General features: G+C 61.3%; 10 protein-coding genes. 8 read left to right on the forward strand and 2 right to left on the reverse strand.

All coding sequences use genetic code 11. The features are described 5' to 3' along the window. Window positions 1–103: 103 nt before the first annotated feature. Window positions 104–3349 carry a PAS domain-containing protein gene (locus AACH73_RS06185; protein WP_338734301.1) on the reverse strand — a complete coding sequence of 1082 codons (3246 nt, stop codon included), beginning with the start codon at window positions 3347–3349 and terminating at the stop codon, window positions 104–106. 143 nt (window positions 3350–3492) lie between these two features. Here AACH73_RS06185 and AACH73_RS06190 point away from each other — a divergent pair, with 143 nt between their 5' ends. From AACH73_RS06190 to galA, 5 genes are all read left to right on the forward strand, one after another. Continuing rightward, window positions 3493–4872 carry an arabinogalactan endo-1,4-beta-galactosidase gene (locus tag AACH73_RS06190; RefSeq protein WP_272742736.1) on the forward strand — a complete coding sequence of 460 codons (1380 nt, stop codon included), beginning with the start codon at window positions 3493–3495 and terminating at the stop codon, window positions 4870–4872. A gap of 219 nt (window positions 4873–5091) precedes the next feature. Then, window positions 5092–5661: an RNA polymerase sigma factor gene (locus tag AACH73_RS06195; protein ID WP_272742735.1), complete on the forward strand. Its 570-nt coding sequence runs from the start codon at window positions 5092–5094 to the stop codon at window positions 5659–5661. Beyond that, window positions 5648–6616 carry a FecR domain-containing protein gene (locus tag AACH73_RS06200; RefSeq protein ID WP_338734303.1) on the forward strand — a complete coding sequence of 323 codons (969 nt, stop codon included), beginning with the start codon at window positions 5648–5650 and terminating at the stop codon, window positions 6614–6616. The genes AACH73_RS06195 and AACH73_RS06200 overlap by 14 nt, the downstream gene beginning before the upstream one ends. A gap of 147 nt (window positions 6617–6763) precedes the next feature. Next, a complete protein-coding gene (locus AACH73_RS06205; protein WP_338734304.1) occupies window positions 6764–9667 on the forward strand; it encodes a TonB-dependent receptor in 2904 nt (967 codons plus the stop codon). 89 nt (window positions 9668–9756) lie between these two features. Further along, the gene (gene galA, locus AACH73_RS06210; protein WP_338734305.1) at window positions 9757–12237 is read left to right on the forward strand and encodes a beta-galactosidase GalA; all 2481 of its coding nucleotides are present in this window, start codon (window positions 9757–9759) and stop codon (window positions 12235–12237) included. On the opposite strand, the gene AACH73_RS06215 is transcribed toward galA, so the two are convergent. Next, window positions 12234–12359: a hypothetical protein gene (locus AACH73_RS06215; RefSeq protein ID WP_272742731.1), complete on the reverse strand. Its 126-nt coding sequence runs from the start codon at window positions 12357–12359 to the stop codon at window positions 12234–12236. The genes galA and AACH73_RS06215 overlap by 4 nt on opposite strands. Before the next feature lie 313 nt (window positions 12360–12672). Between AACH73_RS06215 and AACH73_RS06220 the strand changes: the two genes are divergently transcribed. The 3 genes from AACH73_RS06220 (at window position 12673) to hfaA (ending at window position 17297) form a co-directional block, all read left to right on the forward strand. Continuing rightward, window positions 12673–15822, forward strand: coding sequence for a glycoside hydrolase family 2 TIM barrel-domain containing protein (locus AACH73_RS06220; protein ID WP_338734306.1), 3150 nt, complete (start codon window positions 12673–12675; stop codon window positions 15820–15822). A 388-nt stretch (window positions 15823–16210) separates the two neighbouring features. Further along, window positions 16211–16816 (forward strand): hypothetical protein, encoded by a 606-nt coding sequence (locus AACH73_RS06225; RefSeq protein ID WP_272742088.1) that lies wholly within the window; start codon window positions 16211–16213, stop codon window positions 16814–16816. A gap of 58 nt (window positions 16817–16874) precedes the next feature. After that, complete coding sequence (gene hfaA / locus AACH73_RS06230) at window positions 16875–17297, forward strand: holdfast anchoring protein HfaA (RefSeq protein WP_272742089.1); 423 nt, start codon at window positions 16875–16877, stop codon at window positions 17295–17297. Window positions 17298–17329: the final 32 nt, after the last annotated feature.

The raw sequence follows: 17329 nt of genomic DNA on the forward strand, positions 1-17329 counted from the left end.
CGTGCGTGAGCCCTTACGTCGAAGAGAATCCCGCCATGCGTCTTGTCCCTGCCCTCCTGCTCGCTCTGATGGCGGTTGCCGCCCCCATTCTGGCCACACCGGCTCAGGGCTTGCGATCCAGCATTTCCCGTACCCGCGCCGCCAGCTCCTCGATACTGAACGGCTTACCGATCAGCTCGACTCCGGCATCGACCACCCCATTATGCACGACGGTATTGCGGGTATAGCCAGAAGTAAATAGGACCTTCAGATCAGGTCTTACCTTCTGCGCGGCATCGGCCAGCTTGCGCCCGTTGATTTCCGGCATGACAATATCGGTGAACAGCAACCGGACCTCCGGATGCTCGTCCAGCAGGCGCAAGGCCGTCGCCGCCGAGTCGGCTTCCAGCACGCGATAACCCAGCTCGGTCAGGGCATCGCAACTGAAGCGACGCACCACGGCTTCATCATCAACGACCAGAATGACATCGCGCGCCTCTCCGGGCAGCAAAATGCCCTCGGACGGCCCGTTATCGGGGGCCACCGCATCGGCGCCGGTGAGGCGTGGCAGGTAGATCTTGACCGTCGTTCCCTGCCCCGGTTCCGAATAGATGCGCACGTGGCCGTTCGACTGCTTGACGAAGCCATAGACCTGACTGAGGCCCAGACCGGTCCCTTTACCGACGCCCTTGGTCGTAAAAAAGGGATCGAAGGCGCGGGCCATGACGTCCGGCGGCATGCCGCAGCCCGTATCGGTGACGGCGATCAACACATACTGACCGGTCGCCACACCGATCTCTTCGGCAACGTAGCGCGAATCGAGGTGAGCGTTCTGGGTTTCGATGGTCAGACGCCCGCCGTCAGGCATGGCGTCGCGCGCATTGACCCCCAGATTGAGCAGGACGTTCTCAAGCTGGTTCGGATCGACGTGCACAGGCCACGCCCCGGCGGCCAGCACGGTCTCAAGCTGAATGGCCCCGCCCAGCGAATGGGCCAGAAGCTCCGACATACCGCCCACCAGACGATTGACATTGACCGTTTCTGGCCGCAGCGGCTGCTGACGCGAGAAGGCGAGCAGGCGCTGGGTCAGGTTGGCGGCCCGCTTGGCCCCCTCCAGCCCCTGAGTCACATAGTGGCGGGCGCGCACGTCTTCAGGCCCGATGCGCCGGTTGAGGAGTTCCAGCGAGCCCATCACCACGGCCAGCATATTGTTGAAGTCGTGCGCAATGCCGCCGGTCAGTTGCCCCACGGCCTCCATCTTCTGCGACTGTCGCAACTGTTCTTCGAGCTGGCGCTTGGCGGTTACGTCGATACCGACGCCGATGCGGCGCACCGGTTTGCCATTTTCGAAATGGGTATGGCCGCGCGACAGCACCCAATGTACCGAGCCATCCGGGTGGATCAAGCGGTATTCCAGCTCTATATCGCCCTGCCGGGTCAGGCCTTCGGCCATGGTGGCGCGCAAGGCGTCGCGGTCTTCGGGATGCACATGCGCCAGAAACGCCTTGCGACCGATCCCGCTCAACCCCGCCTTCGGGTCGAGCGCGTAGACGCTGGCAATGCCCTCATCATAGTGGAACAGGTCGCTGGCCACATCGTAGGTCCACACCCCGATGCCATCGACCGCGCCAAGGGCAAGACGCGCAAAGTCGCGGCTGTCCTCCAGTTCGCGAGCCCGTCTGATGTCCTCGGTAATGTCGCGAGCCACGCAATAGAGGAGGCCGTTTTCCTCATTCGCCGTCCACGAAAAGGTGCGATACTGGCCTTCGCGGTCACGCAGGCGGTTTTCAAAACGCCAGGTGTTACCGCCGGCAGACAGGGAGCGCAGCTCGATCCGGGTCTTTTCGTGATCGTCGGGATGTTCGAGCCAGTGCGAGGTTTTCCCAATCAGGTCTTCGGCTGTCCAGCCCAGAAGCCGCGTCCAGGCGCTGCTGACCTTGAGCCAGCGCCCGTCGCTGTTGGCAATCAGGAACGGGTCCTGCGACAGCGACCACAGCCGGTCGCGCTCCTCAAGCTCGCGCACGGTTTGTAGCAGGATAGCATCCTGCTCCAAACGCTGGGTGACGTCATAGGCGAACTGATAGGCGCCGATAATCCTGCCCTCCGTGTCGTAGAGGGGAGCTATGCGGATTTCATAGGCCCGGCGCTCCCGCCCTTCGCCACCAAATTCGTCTATTGTGACAAGATTTTCGCCAGCAAGGCCGCGGTCCCACAAGGCGCGTACATGACTAACCGCGTCGGGGTGCGCGGACAGAACCTCAAGAAGGTTACTCCCTACGCGCGGCGTGACCCCAAACAGGTGCTCAAATTCGGCAATGGTCGCGCGGTTGATGGCCCGCCAGTTATAGTCGGTGTCGATCACGTGGATAAAGGCTTCGGTCGCTTCGACCACATCGGCCAGAATCTTGCGTTCGGCCAGAGCCTGCGTCACCCGTTCTTCGAGGGTCGCATTGAGCGCCTTGAGGGCGTCTTCGGCGCGTTTGTGTTCGGTAACGTCATAGCCCCCGACAAAGATGCCCGTTACCGCGCCCTTGTCGTCGAACACCGGCTGATAGATGAAATCAATATAGCGCGTTTCCGCCTGATTGGAGAGGTCGAGGGGGAAGCTGCGCGATACGAAGGGTTGTCCGCTGTGGTACACCTGATCCAGCAGTTCATAAAAGCCCTGACTGGCCACATCGGGGAAGATGTCCCGCACCGTATGGCCCAGATAGTCGCGTGCCCCGGCAATGGTGCGGTAGGCTTCATTGACATAGGTGAAGACGTGATCCGGACCGTCCAGCGTCGCAACGAACCCCGGCATGTGGCGAAGCGACCGCGCCTGACTTTCGCGTTCGGCAGCGGCCGCGCGCTCGACAAGCACCTTGCGCGTCGTCTCTACGACAATGGCCAGAATACCGACCGCCGCCCCGTCGGAATCGCGCACCGGGGAATAGTCGATATCAAACCACACCGACTCGGGCGTGCCCGATCGGTTGAGCGTCATTTCCAGATCGCGGAAGGCCAGGGTCTGACCGGAGAGCCCGCTATGGATAACGTGATCGTTGAAGTCGGACGCTTCCGGCCACGCCTCTCGCGCGCCCATCCCCAGAATCTCCGGATGACGCCCGGCGGAAATTTCGGCGTAGCCGTCATTATAGATCAGCAAGCCCGACTGGCCCCACAGCAGGGTCATCGGCACGTGCGACGCCACGATCAGGCTGACGCAGGTTTTCAGGCTGGGGGGCCAGTCTTCGATGGGCCCCAGTTCGGTCTGGGACCAGTCTTTTTGCGCGATCAGGCGACCGCAGGCACCGCCGACGGTAAGAAGACTGCGGGCATAGCCGCCATCGGATCGGGGCGCAGGGTGTGCGTCATCGCAGGCGGGCATTCAGACCTTGGAGGGGAAGAGTAAGGAAGCCTCATTGCTAATATGGCGTGCATAAATTTTCAATCATGCCTGAGAGGGGAAAATCGGCGGAAAAGGTTTCGCCCTTCATCTTGATAAGGGACAGTCTCTTTCGGAGTTTTTTCATGACCGCTGCCCGACCGCTGCGCGCCCTTCCTGCCGCCCTGCTGCTGATGCTGGGCGTTATGCCCGCTGCTGAAGCGCGCGAAGCCCGCACCTACTATTTCGGCAGCGACCTGTCCTATGTGAATGAGATGGAGGATTGCGGGGCGACCTACAGCCGCGACGGCAAGCCAGAGGACGTCTATGCGCTGTTCAAGTCATCCGGGGCCAATCTGGTGCGCTTGCGGCTGTGGAATGATCCCAAATGGACGGCCTATTCCAATCTGGCCGACGTGACCAATGCCATGAAACGGGCCAGGGCCGCCGGTCTGCCCGTCCTGCTCGATTTCCACTATTCCGACGACTGGGCCGATGGCGACAAGCAACTTGTGCCCGCCGCCTGGGCCCATCTCAGCACCGATCAGCAGGTCGAAGCCCTGTATAAATTCACCTACGACACGCTGATGACCCTCAACGCGCAAGGGCTGATGCCGGATCAGGTACAGGTCGGCAATGAAACCAATGGCGAGATGATGGGCTCGGTGACGTGGAAACAGGGCGATCCGGTCAAGCCGATCAACTGGGAGCGCAATGCCCGCCTGTTCAACGCCGGTATCCGTGCCGTCAAGGACGCAGGCGCAAAGGCCGGTAAGACGCCGCGCATCATGATCCACATCGCTCAGCCGGAAAACGTCGAAGACTGGTTCCTCAAGGCGACGAGGGCCGGGATCGCCGGTTATGACCTGATCGGCATCAGCTATTACAAAAAGTGGTCGAAAATGGACATGGCGGGCCTTGGGGCGGTTATCAACCGCCTGCGCCACACCTATCCGGGCAAGGATATTGTGGTGGTCGAAACCGCCTATCCCTATACCGACAAGCATATGGACGAAAACGTCAACCTTATGGGCGAGGATTCAACCTTCCCCGCCTATGGCTTTTCGCCCGAAGGTCAGGCGCGCTACCTGCACGACCTGATGCAACTGACGCTCGACAACGGCGGCGCGGGCGTTGTCTATTGGGAACCGGCGTGGGTGTCCACCCAGTGCAAAACGCGCTGGGGCAGCGGCTCCAACTGGGAAAACGCCACCTTCTTCGACTTTACGGGCAAGGCCCTCCCCGCGCTGGACTGGCCCAAGGCCCAATACGTCTATCCGGTCGAAATGACCTTCCGGGTGAAGGACGAAGGCCAATCGGCCCTGTTCGTCAGCGGCGACTTCACCGGCGGTCTGGCCGTGCCCATGACACGCGAAAAAGGCTGGTTCGTCTATCGCAGCTGGCAGCGCCCCGGCACGTCCCTGCTGGCCGGGGCCGCCGAAACGCCTGAGGCCCTGAAAGACGCCCCCGCCTCTGAAATCACCGTGCCGACAAAGGCCGCCGTGGCGACTCTATCGACAAAATAATCACACAAGGCGCTTCGCGCGCTTATTATCATACAATTATCTGGCCAAACAGAGCCTGACGTGCTTACTCTGTGAGACAACCTCGCCTATAGACGGGGACCCAGGGAGTGCCACAGTGTTCATGCGAGTCGCCATTTGCCAAAAAATGTGCGCTGACGCGGCGGAAACGCGCCGCTCGTGCATTTTATACCGTAGAGACGTTTGCCGGGCGGGCCTTGCATGAGCGCGCACGACGAACGTCTGGCTTTCATCGGGACGCACATCCTGCCGCATGAGGCCGGGTTGCGGCAGTGGTTGTCACGCGCGGGGCTTTCGCCGTCCGAGCGCGACGATCTGGTTCAGGAGGTCTATTACCGCCTGCTGCGCCAGACCAGCTACGCCCATATCACGGACCCGCGCGCCTATCTGTACCGGATGGCGCGCAATCTGATGCTGGAGCAGATCAGGAAAACCCGCGTCGTGTCGATCACCACCGTTCATAATCTCGATGAGCTGGGCCGGGCGGACCTGTCGCCCACACCGGAGCAGGCCGTATCAGCGCGTCGCGAATTGTCGCGCGTCATGGCCTTCATCGAAAGCCTGCCCGCCCGCTGCAAGGCGGTGTTCGAGTTGCGCAAGGTGCACGGCCTGTCTCAGGCCGAAACCGCCGCGCGGCTAGGCCTGAGCGAGAACGTGGTGGAAAAGGAAACGGCACGCGGCCTCACCCTGATCCTGAAGCAGGTCGCCGAAGGCGATGCGCCCGCTCTGGCACCGATTCAACCCGCCCGGACCCGGCATGTCGGCCATTGACGAACAGGCTGCGGCCTACATAGCGGCACGCGCCGCCGGGGGCTGGAGTGAGGCCGATCAGGCCGGGCTTGAGGCGTGGCTGGCGGCCGATACGCGGCATCAGGGCGCCTTTTTTCGCGCCGAAGCCGCCTGGGCGATGCTCGACCGCGCCAGTGTGATGGGCGCGGGCGTCGCCGCCGACACCGTTTACAGATCGCCGTTCGAGCGCCTTGCACCGCAACCCCGCAACCCCACCCGTCGCCAGTTGCTGGCGGGTGGCGGCCTGATCGCCGCGTCCGTGGCAGGGGCCGCGCTGATCCCGCCCGCATTGACGCACCAGCGGCTTCAGACCGAAGTGGGCGAACTGCGCAAAGTACCGCTGAAAGACCGCAGCGTGGCCAGCGTCAATACCGACACCGCGCTGGACGTAGCGCTGGGGGCGAAACGCCGCGATATCCGCCTGATCCGGGGCGAAGCGTGGTTTCAGGTCGCCAAGGACAAGGCCCGTCCCTTTGTGGTAGAGGCCGATACGGTGCGTGCCCGCGCGGTGGGTACCGCGTTTGGCGTGCGCCGCTATCCCGACGGGGCCGAGGTCATGGTGAGCGAGGGCGTGGTCGAGGTGTGGAACACGCAGGCTCCGGACACCCCGGTGCGACTGGAAGCCGGGGGCCGGGTCTTTGTGCCCTATGCGCCGCAGCCGATCCGCGCGGAATATGCCCCCGATGCGGTCGATCGCCGTCTGGCGTGGCGCGAAGGGCAGATCGCGCTCGATAATGACAGCCTGACCCACGCGGCGGCCGAGTTCAACCGCTACAACAGCCGCAAGATCGTGATTGCCGATCCGGCTTTGGGCGAACAGAAGCTGGTAGGCTGGTTCCGTGCCGATCAGCCGGACACCTTTGCCCATTCGGTACATCTGGCGCTGGATGTCCCCGTGCAGATCGACGACCAGCGCATCGTCATCGGCAAAGAATAAATAAGATAAAAATATCGAATGAGGCGGCGGAAAGCGTTTTCAGCTTCATCTTGGATAGCAGGAGGGGTGAATGCCGCCAGACCGGCACACCCGATAAAAAGCAACCGCAGTCCGACTCCACGGCGCGGTCCTACGGGAAACACCACCATGATCCAGTTCTCCGGTGCCTCACAAGCCGCCCTGATCGCCGCGCTCAGCGTGAGCGCCGCCTACACCGCCCCTGCCTTTGCCCAGAGCAAGGCCTTCGCCATTCCGGCGCAGCCCGCCGCCAGAGGGGTGCAGGCCTTCGCCCAGCAGTCCGGCCTTCAGGTGCTGGCCAGCGCCGATGACCTGAACGGTCTGCGCACCAATGCCGTCGAAGGCACGCTGGCCGTCGATCAGGCCCTCAACCAGTTGATCAGCGGCACGGGCCTCAGCATCAAATCGAACGATGGCCGCGCCGCCGTACTGGTACGCGCCTCTGCCGCCAGTATTGAACGCACCGCCGACACCGCACAGGCCGAAGTGGCCAATAGTGAGCCCGAAGAAGTCACCGTCGTCGGTATCCGCAAGTCGCTGCGCGACGCCATCGACCAGAAGCGTTCCAGCGCCGGGGTTGCGGAATTTATCTCGGCCAAGGAAATCGGCGTGCTGCCCGACGTCACCATCGCCGAATCTCTGGCGCGTCTGCCGGGCGTGACCACTTCGCGCGATCGCGGCAACGACAGTCAGGCCTCGATCCGTGGCATCGGTCCGCGCATGGTGCTGGGCACGGTCAATGGCCGGGAAGTGGCGACCTCCGAGCCCGACCGCAACGTCCGCTGGGAAATCTATCCGTCGGAAGTGGTCGCCGGGGCCGCTGTCTATAAATCCTCCGAAGCGCGTCTTCTGTCGGGCGGCATTTCGGGCACGGTCGATCTGCAAACCATCCGTCCCCTCGCCTATTCGGGACCGCAGTTCGTGGCCCGCGCCGGGGCCGTCTATTACGACGGCGGCAAGGCGTTTCCGGGCTATGACGGTCTCGGCTGGCGCGCCTCGGGCTCATGGGTGAAGAAGGTCAATGACCAGTTCGCCTTTGTCCTCGGCCTGACGGGTCAGAAGCAGAAGAACGGCTATGAGAGCTTCCGTGGCTGGGGCTTCAACGACGACTCGATCCGCGCCGGTAATTCGACCGGTCCGGTCGTCGCCGGTGGGCCCAAGGTGCCGACGCCGTGGGGCGCGGGGTCCGAAGCCAAATTCCTCGATGCCGACCGCTATTCGGCCTCGCTCGGCGCGCAATACCGCCCGAACGCGCAGTTCGAGCTGACCTACGACCTGCTCTATTCGAAATACAAGATCAAGGAAGACCAGAACCAGACCTGGTACGGCGAAAACAACTGGGGCAACTGGGCCGGCGGCAATACGGGCAGCTTCAGCAATCCGGTCATCGTCAATGGCGATCTGGTCGGGGCGACGAACGCCTGGTCGCGTCTGATGCCGGTCGTGGCGCGCTATGCCGAAGACAAGTCGCTGCTGGTCACCGGTCTGAACGGCAAGTGGACCAGCGAAAAGTGGACCGTCACCGCCGATCTCTCCTACTCGAATGCCGAGCGTGAAAACACCTGGCGCGCCATCAAGATGGAATATTATCCGTCCAGCATGACGTGGCTTTTGAGCGAAGACCCGTTCATCACTGTCACGCAGCAACCGGAAACAGCCACCCTGTCCACCGTGGCCGGGACCAATGATGTGGGTAAGGTCAAGGACGAACTGACCTCGGGTCAGCTGGATTTCCGCCGGGAATTCAGCGGTGACTTCTGGACCTCGTTGCAGTTCGGCGCCCGCTATGCCGACCGCACCAAGTCGGAGGCCACCGGCTATACGCAGGCTGCGGGCCCCGTTACGGCCAGCCTGAACGCCTCGACCCTGACCGCCTACAAGCTGGAGAATTTCAACATTCCGGCCATGCTCAAGGGCAGTTTCGACGCCCTGCGCACGCAGGTCTATGGGCCCAACGCCTTCAGCCTGTCGCCGGATCAGATCGCCTACAATTCCGAAGTCTCGGAAAAGGTTGGCGAAGCCTATGTGCAGGGCAATTTCGCCTCGACCGTCATCGACGCCCCGGTCACGGGTAATGTCGGCCTGAGGGTCGTCAATGTCGATAGCCAGTCGTCAGGCGACTCGCGCACCAGTGTCTGGGTCGAAGCCACCCCCGGCAACTGGGTTGAGCGCGTGACCCTGACCCCCACCACGGGCGGCGTCAGCTACACCAAGCTCCTGCCCTCGGCTTCGGTCAAGGTGCAGGTGATCGACAACGGCTTCCTGAAGCTCGGTCTGGCCCGCGTCATGTCGCGCGCGCCGCTGAATGAGCTGAAGGCCAATCGCGCCATCTCGACCTCAGCCCCCTATACGGGATCGTCCGGGAACCCCTATCTGAAGCCGTTTGAGGCCGATCAGATCGACGTCTCTTATGAATACTACTTCCGTCCGGACTCGCTGTTCGCGGTGGCGGGCTATTACAAGAACGTCAAGAACTATGTCGGCTATAACCAGCGCACCGAAACGATCAACGGCAATGTCTATACCCTGACCTCGCCGGTCAATTCGAGCAAGGGCGGCTTCATTTCGGGCGTCGAATTCACCTTCCAGACGCCGTTCGACACCTTCCTGCCGAACGTGTCGTGGCTGGACCGCTTCGGCATCTATTCCAACCTGGCTCTGGTCAATTCCAACATCAAGGAATTTGTCCCGGCGGGTAACCCGCTGCCGATGAACGGCGTGGCCGACACCACAGCCATTCTGGATCTGTGGTATTCGGACAAAAAGTTCGAAGCGCGTCTGGGGGCCAAGTACCATTCGGAATACACCGCCATCCTCGGCTGGGATTCGACCAATCTGGTGCGCGTGATGCCGGAAACGACGCTCGACTTCTCGGCGGGCTATAATATCAACTCCAGTGTGTCGCTGCGCTTCCAGGCGGGCAACCTGCTGGATACGCCGATGAAGGTCTATACGGACTATAAGTCAAACCGCGTGGGCGACATGTCCTATTATGGCCGTCGCTTCCTGTTCGATCTGACCTACAAGTTCTAATCGATTTCACAGGATTAAGGGGCCGGGTTTTCACTTGAAGACCCGGCTTTTTTATTTGTAAGATAATTTCAAAACCAGAGGAAACCGTCATGACCGATCTCAACCGCCGTCGCCTGCTGCAAACCGCTGCCGTCACCGGGGCGGCCCTGACGGCAGCGCACGCCGTAGCGGCCCCGAAGGCGACCGAGCCCGTCATCGACTTTTTCCCGAAAGACGACCTCGGCCCGCGTGAGCGTCTTTCGCTTGATCTCGACTGGCGCTTCACCTTTGGCCACGCCAGCGATATGAGCCGCGATTTCGATTACGGGCTGGCGCTACGTACCCACGCCAAGCAGGGCGCGCGGGTCGCCACCTGCGTCGGTGCGGATTTTGACGATTCCAAATGGCAAAAGATCGACGTGCCCCACGACTGGGCGGTCGCCCTGCCCTTTGCGCAAGGCGTCAAAGGCCCCATCGCCAATGGCGAGGATGAACCCGACATGCTGGCGGCGCACGGCTATAAACCCATCGGACGCGACTTCCCCGAAACCTCTATCGGCTGGTATCGTCGCGTGGTGCCGGTGTCGCCGGCGGATAAGGGCAAGCGTCTGTGGATCGAGTTCGACGGCGTGTTTCGCAACGCGCTGATCGTCTTCAATGGCTTTATCCTGAAGCGTCACGAAAGCGGTTACACCTCGTTTCAGGTCGATATCACCGACTTCATCAATACCGACAGCACCCCGAACATCCTGACCGTGCGCGTCGATGCGACCGAAGGCGAAGGCTGGTTTTACGAAGGCGCGGGCATCTATCGCCACGTCTGGCTCATTAAGACTAACGCCGTACACGTCCCGCAATGGGGCGTCTGCGTGCGCGGAAAGACCGACGGGACGGTCGAGATTGAAACCACGTTACGCAATGCCTCCGCTCAGCCGCGCAGCGTCAAACTCACCTCGGCCATCGGGGACAAGGCGGCGCAGGCCTCGGTTACGACCGAGGTCGCGGCGGGCGAGTCCGCCACGGTGCGCCAGACGCTGAAACTGAGCGATCCTGTCCTGTGGTCGGTGGATAGACCGCACCTCTACCGGCTGGAAACAACGGTTGAGGCAGACGACGGCGCTCAGGACAGGGTCGTGACCTATTTCGGCCTGCGCGATATCCGCTTTGACGCCGAAAAAGGCCTTCTGCTCAATGGGAAGCCGGTCAAACTTAAAGGCACCAACAACCATCAGGACCACGCCGGGGTCGGCGCCGCCATCCCCGATGCTCTGCAAGTCTGGCGGTTGCAGCAACTTAAAGACATAGGCTCCAACGCCTATCGCTGCTCGCACAATCCGCCGACGCCCGAAGTGCTCATGGCCTGTGACCGGCTGGGCATCCTCGTCATCGACGAAACGCGCAAAATGTCGTCGTCGGAAGACGGTCTCTATCAACTCGACGCCATGATCCGCCGCGACCGCAACCATCCATCGGTCATCGCCTGGTCGATCTGCAACGAAGAACCGCTGCAGGGCACCGAACGCGGCATCGAAGTCGCCAAAACCATGAAGGCCCTGTGCAAGCGCCTTGACCCCACCCGTCCGGTGACGGCAGCACTCGACAATTCCTACGGCAGGGGCATCACTTCGGTCGTCGATGTGCTGGGCTTCAACTACCGCCACAAGCTGATGGAAACGTTCCACGCCGACTATCCGACCATTCCCATCTATGGGTCGGAAACCGGTTCAACCGTTTCGACGCGCGGCGAATACGTCAACGACCCGTCACGGTCGGTTATTCGCGCCTATGACACCGAGCATCCGTGGTGGGCTTCGACCGCCGAAGACTATTGGCCGCTGTTTGATGAGAAGGCCTTTATTGCGGGTGGCTTTATCTGGACGGGCTTCGATTATCGCGGGGAGCCCACGCCCTATAACCGCTGGCCGGCCATTTCGTCGCAGTTCGGCATCCTCGACACCTGCGGCTTTCCGAAGGACAATACCTTCTATTACCGCGCCTGGTGGAAGAATGAGCCACTTCTGCACCTGTTCCCGCACTGGAACTGGGAAGGCAAGGAAGGGCAAAACATTCCGGTCTGGGTCCATTCCAACCTTGATGCGGTCGAACTGTTCGTCAATGGGCGGTCGCAGGGCAAGAAGACCGTCGTCAAAAACCGCCACCTCGAATGGGATGTGTCCTATCAGCCGGGGAGGATTCAAGCCTTCGGTTATAAGAACGGCAAGGTCGTTATGAAGGCGGTACGTGAAACCGCCGGACTGGCGACAAAACTGGTTCTGACAGCCGATCGCACCACGCTCAAGGCCGATGGCCGCGATGTAGCGGTGTTCAAGGTCGAAGCCTTTGACGCTAAGGGCCGCCCGGTGCCGAAAGCCGATAATCTGGTGACATTCTCTCTGTCGGGCGGCGGTAGCGTGATCGGCGTGGGTAACGGCAATCCCGCCAGCCACGAGGCGGACAAGGCGTCTGAGCGTCGGTTGTTCAACGGCCTGGCTCAGGCCATTGTGCAAAGCCCGCGTTCGGCCGGGCGTGTAACCGTCACGGCCTCCGCCGACGGCCTGAAAGCCGCCAGCGTGTCGCTGAATGTCGGCTAGGCCAGCAGCGCCAGCAGGCCCCACATGGCGGCGGAGAAGATCGACACCATCAGCAGTCCCTGCGCCCGCTCGTGCAGGGACTCGTCAGGGCTGTGATCGGTATGAAGGGCGACGCTTCTCATCTTTGCCTCCTTGGGCGGTTCACTGTTTCAGATCTGACTTTTGACCTGTGAGTCAAATCATACGCCGCGTCGGGCAAGGGCGCGACGCGCAAAAGCCTGAAAATTGTCAGGGCCGCATCAGCGTCCGCCCTCTCTTGCCCTCGCAGCTTGTCTGACCTTTCGTCCTCACCTATCCCAATCGGTCAGATGAAAAACGCCACAAAGGGCGCGCCTCGCCATTTTTCAGTCCCCTTTTGGTCTTTTTTACTGGCCAGACCGTGAGTGTGAGGTCATATTTTATCAGACAAATAATCGGACAAAAAAGGGTAAGGATATGTCTCAGTCGCTCAGAAAGATGGTGATGGGGTCGGTGGCGGCCGGGGTATTGCTGGGCTTGGCGGCGCCCGTACTGGCGCAAACCGCGCCCGTGGCGGAGTGGGAACAGCCTGAGGTGGTGGGGGTGAACCGGGAACCGATGAAGGCGACCTTCTTCAGTTTTGAGAGCCGCGATCTGGCGCTTAAGGGCGACAAATCGGCGTCAAAGCGCTTCCTGTCGCTGGACGGCACCTGGGATTTCAAATTCTCCAAGGGCGTCGATAACCGCCCCAGGGACTTCTATAAAACCGGCGCGAACCTTAGCGGTTGGGATAAAATTCAGGTCCCCGGTATGATTCAGGCGCAGGGTGACGGCAAGTTCGGCCTGCCGGAATTCTGGAATATCAAATACCCCTTCCCGGCCAATGAGCCCTTCATCCCGCACGATATGATCGAGGTGGGCTCGTACAAACGAAGCTTTACCGTCTCGGCCGACTGGGCCGGTCAGGACGTCTTCCTGCATATCGGGGCGGCGGGGGCGGCCTATTACATCTGGGTCAATGGCGAGAAGGTCGGCTATTCGGAGGACTCCAAGCTGCCGTCCGAATTCAATGTCACAAAGTTCCTCAAGCCCGGTCATAACGAGATCGCGCTGGAAATCTACCGCTACGCCGACGGCTCCTATCTGGAGGATCAGGACTTCTGGCGGCTGTCGGGCATCGAGCGCTCGGTCTATCTTTATGCGGAGCCGAAGACGCGCTTGCGCGATTTCACCGTGCGCGCCTCGCTGGACAAGACCTATACGGACGGCGTTTTTGCGCTGGAGGCTGAACTGGCCGGTCAGAAGGGTGCGGCCACGGTGACCGCCACCGTCTATGACGGCGAGACGCAGGTGCTTAAAACGTCAGCAAATGCAAATGTCGGCAAGCCCGCGCAACTGAGCGGCACGCTCAAAGGCGTCAAGGCGTGGACGGCGGAGACGCCCAACCTCTACCGGCTGGTGATCGAGGTCACGGACGCCAAGGGGAACCTGATCTCGGCCACCGCCAGGAAGATCGGCTTCCGCACGGTGGAAATCCGTAATGGTGAGGTGCAGGTCAATGGCAAGCGCATCCTGATCAAGGGCGTCAACCGTCACGAGCACGATCCGAAGACCTACCGCGTCATGTCGCCGGAGCTGATGCGCAAGGATGTCGAGCTGATGAAGCAGGCCAATGTCAATGCGCTGCGCACCTCGCACTACCCCAACGACCCGTATCTCTACGACCTCGCCGACGAATACGGTCTCTACATCATGGATGAGGCCAATATCGAAAGCCATGAATATATGGGCATGGGCGACGATCAGGCGGCGCGGGGCAATGACCCGAAACTGCGCGAGCAGATCCAACTGGGCTATAAGCCGCACTGGGCCGTCGCGCATCTCGACCGGGTCAGCCGCATGGTCGAGCGCGACAAGAACCACCCCTCGATCATCTTCTGGTCGCTGGGCAATGAGGCCGGGACCGGGCCGAACTTTGAAAACGCCGCCAGGTGGATTCGCCAGAACGACCCCACACGGCTGATCTCCTATCTGGGCCACGGCACCCTGTATGGTGACCATCAGCCCAACCCCTATGTCGATATCTATGCCCCAATGTATGACGATATCGACCGCATCAACGACTATGCCGAAGACCCGCGCTATACCCAGCCGCTGATCCAGTGCGAATACGCCCACGCCATGGGCAACAGCCTCGGCAATTTGGAGGATTATTGGGTCGCCATCCGCGCCAAAAAGAAGCTGCAAGGCGGCTTCGTCTGGGATTTCATTGATCAGTTCGTGGATGGAACGGACTCCAAAGGCCGTCACTACTGGGCTTCAGGCTTCGATGTAAACCCCGAACGCGGCGACAATTCGGTGGTGGGCGACGGCGTGGTGCAGGCCGACCGCACGCCGGACCCGGAATATTACGAGCTTCAGAAGGTCTATTCGCCGGTGGTGTTCGAAGGCGATCCGAAGTCGGGCAAGGTAACCGTCGTTAACCGTCATAATTTCCGCGACCTGTCGGGCTTCGATTTTGGCTGGACCCTTCTGAAGGACGGCGTGGTCGCCGATCGCGGCACGCTGCGCGGCGTCAATGCCGCCCCCGATGCGACCTCCGACGTGCCGCTGGCCCTGCCGCCCCTGCCGCAGGACGGGGCCGAATATATCCTGACCCTGGCCGCCATCGCCAAGAGCGACAGCATCCGTGGCGTGCCGGCGGGCGCGACGGTCGGCTGGAGCCAGTTTGTACTGCGCCCAGCCTCGGCCCCGGTGGAGGCCACGGCCTTCGTCAAGCCGCAGCAGAAGGGCAAGGCCATCACCCTGAGCGCCGCCGGTCGCACGCTGAGCATCGACGCCGATACCGGCCTGATCGCGCTGAACAGCAGCGGAAAGCCCCTGCTGAAAGGGGGCACACCCAACTTCTGGCGCGGCCTGACCGACAACGACGAAGGGGCAGGCGTCGCGCGCAGCCACGGCGTGTGGAAGGGGCTGACCGAAAACCGCCGCGTGCGCGATCTCAAGGTCGAGGCTGACCGCGTACAGGTGCTGTTCGTGCACGGCCCCGGTCAGGTGAAGGTCACTGTCACCTACCGCCTGCGCACCGACGGCAAGCTGATGGTTACCACCGACTTCGATCCGGTCAAGGATGACCTCCCCGATCCGCTGCGCGTAGGCCTGCGCTTTGACACCGATCCGTCTCTGGCCAATCTGGAATGGTACGGGCGCGGCCCGCAGGAATCCTACGTCGATCGTCAGACCGGCTATGCCATTGGCCGTTACAAGGGCACGGTGGCTGAGCAGTTCCACGACTATGCCCGCCCGCAGGAAACCGGCAACAAGACCGATGTGCGCTGGATTGCCCTTTCCGACCCGTCGGGTCAGGGCGTGAAGGTCACGGGCGCTCAGCCCCTGAGCGCCAATGCCCTCGCCTTCCCTTATGAAGACCTCTATGCCCGCCCGCGCGGTGAACGGCGCTCAGCCGACATCACGCCGCACGGCGACGGGACCCTGCTGATCGACCTGGTACAGATCGGTGTCGGTGGGGATACGGGCTGGTCACTGGAGGCGCGGTCTCTGGTCAAGTATCGCATTCCGCTGAAGCCGCAGAGCTACAGCTTCACCATCGAGACCCTCGCGCCCTGAGACGGTGCAACAGCAGGAGCCGTAAGGCCTCTGCTCTCCTCCCGTTCCGCCGGCACAGACCCGTAACTTTTTACCACTGGCGTCCCGGTTTGATACACGACTGAAGGGCGTGCAGCCCCGACGCATCCATGGGTTTTTCCCAAATAAATACATGTATTAAGACGAAACAATATAAGGTCATTTGAAAATTAAAAATTATGATTTGCCATTCGTTAATAAATCAAAACTGTGGCGAATTAAAATTTTAATAAAAGTTAATTTCTCCTAAATAATAATATATTCATAATTCATTTAATTCACTTTATAATAAAGAATTAACCGCGCTCAACGGCCTATCTATTGCTGTTCTTCTGTGGCCCGCTTGGGGGCAAATACACAGGAGACTCAGATGAAATATCTTTCCGTAATCGCTGTCGCCGGTCTGGTTCTGGCCGGTTCGGCTCAGGCGCAGACCGCCTCGAACAACCAAAACAATTCGTCCAACATCAAGGCGCAACTGAACGCCAAGATCGACAATGTCACCAATGACGTGTCGGCGACCGCCGCCGCCATCGGCAACAGCTTCACCGCCGACGGGTCGAGCCTGAACAGCCTGAACAACTATCAGCGCTTCTTCGGCGATGCGACGTCCAACCTTTCGACGACCATCACCAATGTGACGGGCGACGTCAGCGCGACGTCAGCGGCCATTGCCAATACGGCGACGGTGAATACCAAGTGGGTCGGTTCCGTTTCGAACACCCAGTACGTCAACTACGACCCGACGGCGGTGCTGAACGCCACGGTCTATAATGCGGACAAGTCGGTCAGCGCCACCGCCGCCGCCATCAGCAACTCGGCCACCTTCACCACCGACTTCGGCAGCCTGGCTTCGACTCAGGTCAATACAGCCGCGGTCAATGCCTATGCCAACACCACCATCGGTGGCGTGGCTGGCAAGGTGGACGCCACCGCAGCCGCCATCGGCAACACCCTGACGGTTAAGGGCTTCTGATCCGGAAGGGAGCCTGCCGCACAGGCGGGCTCCTCTTCTCCTTCGCGGAGCAACCACCATGCGCAAGCCTTATCTCCTCACCAGCCTCGCCTTTTCCTGCCCGTTCGTGGCCTTTGCGGCCACGGCCCAGACCTCGGACCTGCGGGCGCTGGAAAACGGCTATGGCAACAGCCGGCGGCTGGAAAACCAGCCCTTCACCCCGACGACGCGGGATGCCAATGGCAACCGCCTGATCGTCAACGGCATCATCCAGTACGACGACGCCAACAACCGCTACATCCCATCAAACGGTAGCGGCGGCACGCTCCTGGCCGCCCCCGATGCCCTGACGACACAGGGCATGGCTACGGCCACAGCCATTGGCAACCTGTTGTCGGTCACGGTCAGCGGCAGCCACAACACGGTCATTCTCAATAGCCGTCAGGACAATTCCGGCACGGTTTCTGCTGTCCTCAACGGACGCAAAACGACCGGTGAATAAGACGCTCCCCGCCCTCACCCCCACCCGGATAC

The organism is Asticcacaulis sp. DW145 (assembly GCF_037101385.1).
Lineage (GTDB): Bacteria > Pseudomonadota > Alphaproteobacteria > Caulobacterales > Caulobacteraceae > Asticcacaulis > Asticcacaulis currens.

Coding starts and splice junctions, on each gene's coding strand:
- AACH73_RS06185 (WP_338734301.1), bottom strand. CDS start 3,349: ATGCCCGCCTGCGATGACGCACACCCTGCGCCCCGATCCGATGGCGGC.
- AACH73_RS06190 (WP_272742736.1), top strand. CDS start 3,493: ATGACCGCTGCCCGACCGCTGCGCGCCCTTCCTGCCGCCCTGCTGCTG.
- AACH73_RS06195 (WP_272742735.1), top strand. CDS start 5,092: ATGAGCGCGCACGACGAACGTCTGGCTTTCATCGGGACGCACATCCTG.
- AACH73_RS06200 (WP_338734303.1), top strand. CDS start 5,648: ATGTCGGCCATTGACGAACAGGCTGCGGCCTACATAGCGGCACGCGCC.
- AACH73_RS06205 (WP_338734304.1), top strand. CDS start 6,764: ATGATCCAGTTCTCCGGTGCCTCACAAGCCGCCCTGATCGCCGCGCTC.
- galA (WP_338734305.1), top strand. CDS start 9,757: ATGACCGATCTCAACCGCCGTCGCCTGCTGCAAACCGCTGCCGTCACC.
- AACH73_RS06215 (WP_272742731.1), bottom strand. CDS start 12,359: ATGAGAAGCGTCGCCCTTCATACCGATCACAGCCCTGACGAGTCCCTG.
- AACH73_RS06220 (WP_338734306.1), top strand. CDS start 12,673: ATGTCTCAGTCGCTCAGAAAGATGGTGATGGGGTCGGTGGCGGCCGGG.
- AACH73_RS06225 (WP_272742088.1), top strand. CDS start 16,211: ATGAAATATCTTTCCGTAATCGCTGTCGCCGGTCTGGTTCTGGCCGGT.
- hfaA (WP_272742089.1), top strand. CDS start 16,875: ATGCGCAAGCCTTATCTCCTCACCAGCCTCGCCTTTTCCTGCCCGTTC.